The sequence below is a fragment of the Williamsia sp. genome (assembly GCF_036566845.1).
Classification (GTDB): domain Bacteria; phylum Actinomycetota; class Actinomycetes; order Mycobacteriales; family Mycobacteriaceae; genus Williamsia.
In genome coordinates this window covers 1-7880 of the sequence record NZ_DATCVM010000223.1, presented here as the reverse complement: position 1 = coordinate 7880, position 7880 = coordinate 1, and the positions used below count along the sequence as shown (strand labels likewise).

Annotated in this window: 7 protein-coding genes; 2 read left to right on the top strand and 5 right to left on the bottom strand. The window is 66.1% G+C overall.

Annotated features, from left to right (window positions below):
• On the top strand, nucleotides 1-299 hold a 299-nt coding region (locus tag VIQ49_RS21625; RefSeq protein ID WP_331888516.1), incomplete at its 5' end, for an FUSC family protein.
• Here VIQ49_RS21625 and thiD read toward each other — a convergent pair.
• The 3 genes from thiD to VIQ49_RS21610 form a co-directional block, all read right to left on the bottom strand.
• Entirely contained in the window at nucleotides 282-1091 is an 810-nt protein-coding gene (gene thiD, locus VIQ49_RS21620; protein WP_331888514.1) for a bifunctional hydroxymethylpyrimidine kinase/phosphomethylpyrimidine kinase, read from the bottom strand. The two genes, VIQ49_RS21625 and thiD, sit on opposite strands and share 18 nt — an antisense overlap.
• Nucleotides 1092-1165: 74 nt before the next feature.
• Nucleotides 1166-2425, bottom strand: a complete 1260-nt coding sequence (locus VIQ49_RS21615; RefSeq protein ID WP_331888512.1) for an APC family permease — start codon at nucleotides 2423-2425, stop codon at nucleotides 1166-1168.
• A gap of 91 nt (nucleotides 2426-2516) precedes the next feature.
• Nucleotides 2517-4121, bottom strand: coding sequence for a SpoIID/LytB domain-containing protein (locus VIQ49_RS21610; RefSeq protein ID WP_414731682.1), 1605 nt, complete (start codon nucleotides 4119-4121; stop codon nucleotides 2517-2519).
• Between the two features lie 311 nt (nucleotides 4122-4432).
• On the opposite strand from VIQ49_RS21610, the gene VIQ49_RS21605 reads away from it, so the two are divergent.
• The gene (locus tag VIQ49_RS21605; RefSeq protein WP_331888508.1) at nucleotides 4433-6544 is read left to right on the top strand and encodes an N-acetylmuramoyl-L-alanine amidase; all 2112 of its coding nucleotides are present in this window, start codon (nucleotides 4433-4435) and stop codon (nucleotides 6542-6544) included.
• Between the two features lie 97 nt (nucleotides 6545-6641).
• Here the strand turns inward: VIQ49_RS21605 and VIQ49_RS21600 are convergent, their stop codons facing one another.
• Both VIQ49_RS21600 and VIQ49_RS21595 read right to left on the bottom strand, forming a co-directional pair.
• Nucleotides 6642-7472, bottom strand: a complete 831-nt coding sequence (locus VIQ49_RS21600) for an HAD family hydrolase (protein WP_331888518.1) — start codon at nucleotides 7470-7472, stop codon at nucleotides 6642-6644.
• Between the two features lies 1 nt (nucleotide 7473).
• On the bottom strand, nucleotides 7474-7880 hold a 407-nt coding region (locus tag VIQ49_RS21595; RefSeq protein ID WP_414731681.1), incomplete at its 5' end, for a lysophospholipid acyltransferase family protein.

The window sequence follows — 7880 nt, the reverse complement described above, 5'->3', positions numbered from 1 at the left end:
AACCCTCCCCGCCGACAGTGGTTTACGCCCTCGCCTTCGGACTGGCGCTCACGCTGGCGGCGGCCACCCGGGGTTCGAGATTCTATATCCTGCCAACGTTCACAACGTTCTTCGTGATCATGCTGCTGGGCTTCTCCAACCCCGACAGCGCACCGTCCCGACTGTTCGAGCGGATCAACGAGACCGCTCTCGGTGTCGGTATCGCGCTGTTCTTCGGGATTCTGCTGCCGGCGTTGATGAGTCGATCGAACGGTGTGAAGACCTCAGCCGATGCGGCCCCGTCACGCGAGCCCGATTGACGGCTGCGGAGCGTTTGTGGCGATGGAGCGCACGATCCCCGCTCTGGTGAACTCCTTCGCCACCCGAACCGCGTCGAGTACCTCCGCACCCTTCGCGAGTTCGGCGGTGATCGCTGCCGCGAACGTACAGCCCGCACCGGCAACACGCTGCTCGCCGATCTTCGGTGCCCGGAACTCTGTGAAATCGGTTCCGTCGTAGACGATGTCGACGGCGTCGTCGCCCGGCAGTTCCATCCCACCCTTGACCGCGACATATCGGGGGCCGAGGGCGGCGATGCGGCGAGCCGCCTCCTTGAGGTCGTCGACTTTCTCGATGCTCTCCATACCGGCCAGGGTGCGCGCCTCGAACAGGTTCGGGGTGATCACCGTGGCCAGCGGAAGGATCTCGCTACGCAGATCATTGTCGGTGTCGAGGGCGGCGCCGGGCTCCTGCCCCTTACAGATCAGCACCGGATCGACAACGATGTGTCTCCAGGTCTGACGGGCCAACGCGTCGGCGACAACCGAGATGGTGGCCGGAGTGCCGAGCATCCCGATCTTCACCACATCGAGCTCGTGTGCACTCGTGGCGGCTTCGATCTGATCCGCGATGACCTCCGGATCCACCGGGACGAACCGGTGGCCCCAACCCGCCTTCGGATCGAACGACACGATGCAGGTGATGGTCCCGACGCCGTACACCCCGAGTTGCTGGAAGGTTCGGAGATCAACCTGGAGCCCGGCGCCCCCTGTGGCCTCGGAACCCGCGATCACGTACGAAATACGCGGTGCCGCTGCATCGATGTCGCCCATGAGCCCGATCTCCTTTGTCGTGGTTCGCCGAACACCCTATTGTTCCAGGGCGTCAACGCGACGAGTCGCGGCAATCAGCGAGTAGCGATCCGGCGTACTCCATAGATTGCTGCGCCACACACCAGGACCACCACGCCGGCGATCACCGACGCGACCGGTAGCGACACCGCCAAGACAACACATCCGATCAGCCCCACCACGGGGATGAGTCTGCGCGGCCGGCCTTCGTCGTCGCCGAGGGTTGCCGCGGAGACGTTGGCGATCGCGTAATAGATCAGGACTGCAAAGGACGAAAAGCCGATCGCCTCACGCAGATCCGCGGTCGCGGCCAAGATCGCGACCACCAAACCGATCACCAGTTCGGCCCGGTACGGCACCCCGGTTGTCCGATGGACTGCGGCCAGCGGGTGCGGTAAGTGGCGGTCGCGGGCCATGGCGAGCGTCGTCCGGGAAACTCCGAGCAACACTGCGAGCATCGAGCCGAGTGCGGCCACCACGGCTCCCACCCGCACCACCGGTTCGAGCCCGGGGACTCCGGCCGCACCCACCGCGTCGACCAGGGGTGCCGTCGACTCGGCCACCGCGTCGGAGCCCAGCACGCTCAGCACAGCCACCGCGACCACCAGATACACGATCAGGGTGATGCCCAGTGCCAGCGGGATCGCGCGTGGAATGGTCCGGGCCGGATCCCGCACCTCCTCGCCCAAGGTCGCGATCCGGGCGTATCCGGCAAACGCGAAGAACAGCAGCCCGGCGGCCTGGAGTACACCGGTGACTGTGGTGTCGGTGAAGGGGTCGAGCCGATCCGCCTGCGACTCCTCCGAGGTCAGCGCGGTGACGACCACCGCCGCCAGGACTGCCAGCACCACACCCACGATCAGGCGGGTGACCATGGCAGACTTGGTGACGCCCAGACAGTTGACAACGGTCAGGAGCACCACGGCGGCGACGGCGACGGCGTGGGCATGGTCAGGCCACAGATACAGTCCGACGGTCAGCGCCATGGCGGCGCAGGATGCGGTCTTGCCGACCACAAATCCCCAGCCCGCGAGGTATCCCCAGAACTCGCCCAGTCGTTCGCGGCCGTACACATAGGTCCCGCCGGATACCGGGTAGAGAGCGGCCAGCCGGGCGGACGACGTCGCGTTGCAGTAGGCGATCACCGCGGCGATCGCCAGACCGATGAGCAATCCGGAACCGGCCGCGTTCGCGGCGGGCGACAGTGCCGCAAAGATGCCGGCGCCGATCATCGATCCGAGTCCGATGGTCACCGCGTCGAAGACACCGAGCCGGCGATGGAGTTGTCCGGCGCCGGACGGACCTGGTGTGTTCACGCGCCAAGTATCCACGCATTCACCCCGAGATCATGCCCCTGAAGGGTCGGCGAGGGCAGTGTTCCCTCGCCGTTCACCCAGGGGGTGGAAGTCAGGCGGCGGGAGTGGGGGCGAGGAGATCCTGGAGCGGGAATCCCAGGACGGTCTCGCCACCTTTGAGGATGTAGTCGAGCAGGGCGGCGCCGGCCAGCGCGTGCGCACCGCTCTCGGGACTGAAGAACACGGTGCCGTTCTGGAACTGTTGCAGGGCACCTGCTCCGGTGACGGTGGTCACGACCGGCCCGATGGCGCTCCCGAGAAGTCCCGCACTGCCGCCCAATTCGGTGAACTTCATCCCGATCGCGGCTTCTGCCAGCGCCAGCAACTGACCGAGCAGTTCATCGGAGCCACCGGAACCGTCCGGAGTACCGGGTACGTCCGGAAGACCCGGGATGGCAATCGCGTCGGGTGCAGCCGGGCCGGCGGCCACACCCGACGGGGGTGCGATGATCGCCGGCGGATTCTGTTGCCCCTGAACCGAGAAGAACGACGACTTCAGCTGCAGCCTGGTGCGGACCTCCTGCGCGGGAACATCGACGCTACCGCCGGTTCCGCTGATCCGGACAGTGGCGGCGCGACCGTTCTCGGCGCCCATGCCGTAGGCCTCGACCACCTCGAACCCGGTCAGCGAACCGACTCCGAACTCGGCGGCGATGCTCGATGAACTCACCGAAGCGGTCCATTCGTGGTGCGGCGAGATCGCGTCACCCTCGTCGATCACGGCCGGATAGTCGCGGCCGTCCGTGGCACCGCCGGTGGACGAGGAGAACTCGGTGAACGCCGGTTTTCCATCTTTCAGCAGGATTTCGCCGGCCGTCGCGTCGACGGCGATGTTGGAGCGGGGGTCCTCGGCGTCGTATCCGCCGTAGACCTGCGAGTTCTGGGTGTCATCGATGGGCTTGCTGATGTCCATCGATGCCAGTGCGTATGTACGTGCCGCAACGGCCTGGGCTTTGAGGGCCTCGGCGCCACCCTCGTCGGCCCAGGTCACGATGCTCTCCTTGGGCACCACACCTTTGACGTAGTCGTCGAGAGGCACCACATTGATGACGCGGCCGCCGTCGAATCCCAGCGAGCCGCGGAAAGTCTGGTTCGAACCGCACATCTTGAGCAGTTCGGGGTCCGGGCGGCCCGGTCCCGGAGTGATCGGCGAGACAAGCGGCCGCGGCAGTTCGACGGATTGGACAACCCCGCCCCCGCAGCCGGCGGTGATGGTGGCGGTGGAACCCGACAGACTCACGGCCTGCCCGGGTGCCACCGCCACATCACCAACCCTCATTCCGGCGTCCGCGAAGACATTGACCGACGACTCGCCTGTGAGAATTACCGAGACGTCGACGTTGTCCACCTTCCCCGCGGTGGTGCCACCGTAGTAGTGACTCAAGATCTGAGTCGAGGTCCAACCCTGTTTGGAGTAACCAAACGCGCCCCACTGGCCCATGCCGCGACCGTGCCCGTTGCCGTGCCCGATCAGCGTCACCTCGCTGCCGACCGCAAGCGAAACATCTGCTTCGACCGCCCGTGGGATCGCCCATCCCGCGGCTCCGACGGCCACCAGCAGGGCTACCCCAGCCACAGCCGGTCGCCGCAGCCGAGCACCGTACGCAGCTCGGCCCCCGATGGGTCGAGTGGTGTACATGCCTGGAATACGCGGCATGGAGGTCCCTTCGCAGAGTTCCGCCCACCTCGGCTGCCACGAGCACGCATCAGCGCACACTGTGACTAGTGGGACTAGAGTGACAGTAGTTGCTAATCGGTGACCACAAAAGTCACAGGACATAACAACAGCATCACGAGTTTCACGCCACGCCGAGTCGGGTCGTGGACTTCACGCCATACAAAAGACACGATTTGCCGGTCTAACAAAGTCGATGGGGAAGTCGACGTTGTGCAGGACGCCTCCCTTGGCGTGCCTGCTCGCGTCGGTGACGACCAGCCCGACCAGTTCGACCAATCAAGGAGACCTACGTGCGCTATCGCCGCCCCAAACCGTCGATCGTCCTGGGCACGGTCGCGGCCGTTGTCGTCGCCAGCCCGGTCGCCATCCTGGTCGGAGGAAGTGCGCCCAACTTCGCCGTCGATCCCACGGACGCTCCCGTCGCCCAGTCGGTCACGCCGACCACCATCAACCAGGTCAGCCTGAACGATGTCCCGACGCTGGTTCTCAACCTGGTCAAGTCGGGCCTGGCAGATGTGGGTGTGACGCTCCCGCCGATCGACATCTCCGGTATCGAGTTGCCCGACATACCGCTCCAGATCCCCAGTGGCGTGATCCCCACCGAGCTACTGCCTTCGACCACCGCACCGGATTCCGTCGCACCGTCCGGCACCACGCCTTCCGGCACGACATCTCCGAGCGGCACCACGTCCACCAGCACACCGCCCGGTGACGCACCCGCCGATCCCGGGACACCTCAGGGCGCATTGGTCAAAGAGGTCAGCCAGGACAAGCCGTTCTCGATGGTCGGGCTGACCTGGGACGGAGTTGCCGAGACCACCGCGTACATCCGTGCCAAGCAGGCCGACGGGTCGTGGGGCCCTTGGATTTCCGCCGACAAGGTGGACGGCGTCAGCAACAAGGACCCGGACAAGCAGGGCACCGAACCGGTGTGGGTCGGCGATGCCAACGTGGTCCAGATCGCGATCACCAACGACGGCGTCGCAGCGCCGGGTGCCGGAACCGAAGATCCCGCCGCCCAGTCGTCGGACACCTCGGCGTCCGGAACCCCTTCCTCAACGACATCACCGTCGGCGACCTCTTCGTTCACCACTCCCCCGGTTCCGCAGCGCACCGATACGTCGATCCCGACGTCGACGGTCGCTCCCGGCGAGATCGCGCCCCGCGTGTTCACGCCGAAGGAGCAGCCGATGCTGACCACCACCGGTGCGCCCGCGCAGGATCTGCTGCAGCAGGCGATGTCGTCGATCAGTGCAGCTCTGATCTCACCCGGATCGACCCAGCCCGAGGGCCAGGCCCCGGCCGAGAACGCTGTGCCCATCGCCCCGGCGATACCGGTCCCTGCCGGTGACCCACAGGTGATCTCGCGCGCCCAATGGGGTGCCGACGAGTCGATGCGCTGCTCCGAGCCGACCTACGATCCGGCACTCAAGGAATCGATCGTCCACCACACGGCGGGTAACAACGACTACACCCCCGAGCAATCCGGCGAGATAGTGCGCGGCATCTACGCCTACCACGCACAAACACTCGGCTGGTGCGACATCGGATACAACGTGCTCGTCGACAAGTACGGACAGATCTTCGAAGGCACGGCCGGCGGTCTCGACAAGAATGTCCAGGCCACCCATACCGGCGGGTTCAACCAGGACACGATGGGCCTGGCGCTGATGGGCAACCTCAACGAGGTCCAGCCCACACCCGAGATGATCAACGCGGCCGGGAGCTTCCTCGGCTGGAAGCTGAGGCTGAACGGGCTCGACCCGAACGGCCAGGGGTCTGTCACCTCGGTCGGTTTCCCGGGCGGTCTGTACGCCGCGGGTGAGACTGCCACCGTGCCGATGATCAGCGGTCACCGCGACTTCTACAGCACCGACTGCCCCGGTCAGTTCGGCTACGACGCGCTGCCACAGATCCGCGCGATCGCGGCCGGTAGCGGTCAGTTGCCGACGGCGAATCCGGAGGTTCTCTCCACCACCGACACCGGCGCCATCGCCCAGCAGTGGCAGGCGACCGGCGGGCCAACCGGAGAGCTCGGCAATGCGACGTCCACCGAGCAGACCACACCCGACGGCACCGCCAAGTACGTCGACTTCGAGAACGGCAAGATCTACTGGTCCGAGGCCACCGGAGCACAGATCGTCAAGGGCGCCATCCAGAAGGCTTGGGCAGCATTGGGATTCGAGACCGGATCACTCGGCTTGCCGACGTCCGGTGAGACCAGCGGACAGGCGGGCATCAGTCAGTCGTTCCAGGGTGGAACGCTTGTCTTCAACCTGCTCACCGGCATCGTCGAGGTTCTGAGGACCTACGTGGACGAGTACACCAACAGCTACAACGAGCAGCGCGGCACACCGGCGCCGGCGACCACCGAGTTGCCGACCACCGCACCGCCCGCCTGACCCGCCGCTACCCCCAAAAATTCGCTCCGTGTGCCTGCACACGCTCCTGTTGCGACAGGAGCGGACGTCGGTACGCGGAGCGAATTCGGGGTGGGGTTCAGAACCAGCGAGTGAGCACCTGGCCCACGCCTCCGGCGTTGTTGTCCGGGGCGATCTCGTCGGCCGCATCGATGGCCGCCTGATGTCCGTCGGCCATCGCGAAACCCCTTGTCACCCAACGCAGCATCTCGATGTCGTTGGGCATGTCACCGAACGCGATCGACGCATCGACCGGCAGGTCACGAAGCCGTGCCAGCACCTGGAGGCCACTGGCCTTGCTGACACCGGGGGCCGCCAGTTCGATCAGCCCGTTGTCGGTGGAGTAGGTGACGTCGGCAAGATCACCGACCACCGCGGCCATCCGGCGGGCCATCTCGTCGCTGGTCATCTCCGGGCGGCGCACCAGCATCTTCACCGCATCCTGCGACAACACGTCGGCTTCACTCATCTCGATGTGGTCGGGGTTGAGCCAGGCGTGCTTGTAGCCCGATGTGGCAACAAACGGCGGCGTCGCGGCGTCGTGTGCGCTCTTCCCGACCCGCTCGACGGCGAGGCCGCAACCCGGGATCTGCTGATACGCGAACTCGGCCAGCTTCTCCAGCACGGGCGCCCGCAGCGTTTCCGAATGCAGGATCCGGTCGGTCGCGACGTCGTAGACGATCGCGCCGTTGGCGCACACCGCATACGGTTCGATGTCGATCTGGTCGGTGATCTCGGCGATCCAGCGCGGCGGACGTCCCGTGGCGATCACGAAGGTGGCACCGGCCGAGGTGGCCTTGTTGATCATCGTGCGTACCAGTTCGGGTACCACATTGTTGTCGTCGATGAGCGTGCCGTCGACGTCGCTGGCGATCAGTGTGGGCGGGCCTGTGAACTCCGGGTGGGGCATTTCACCCATCTTGCCTTTTCGCCGCTCGAGCGGCAGCGTCGGCCACGTCCATGGCATCGGCCTCCTCCAGCGTCGGGGCACCGCCACCCAATCGCGCCGGCACCCAATAGGCCCCCGCGGGCTGGTCGGCGTACCGCTCCTGGACCTCGAGCAGCATGCGCTGCATCGTCCGCTTCAGCTCGCCGACCAGCGCATCAGTTGTCACGGTGTCGGCCGGCGGGGGCGGGATCGGGTCGCCGAACGCGACGAAGACCGGGGTCTTGGTGCGTCCCAGATTGCGGGGTCCGCCCTTGGTCGCGATGCGCTGTGAACCCCAGACGATGACCGGAAGGATCGGGACCTGTGCGTCGATGGACATCCGCGCCGCGCCCGATTTGAACGCCTTGATCTCGAAGCTCCGGCTGATCG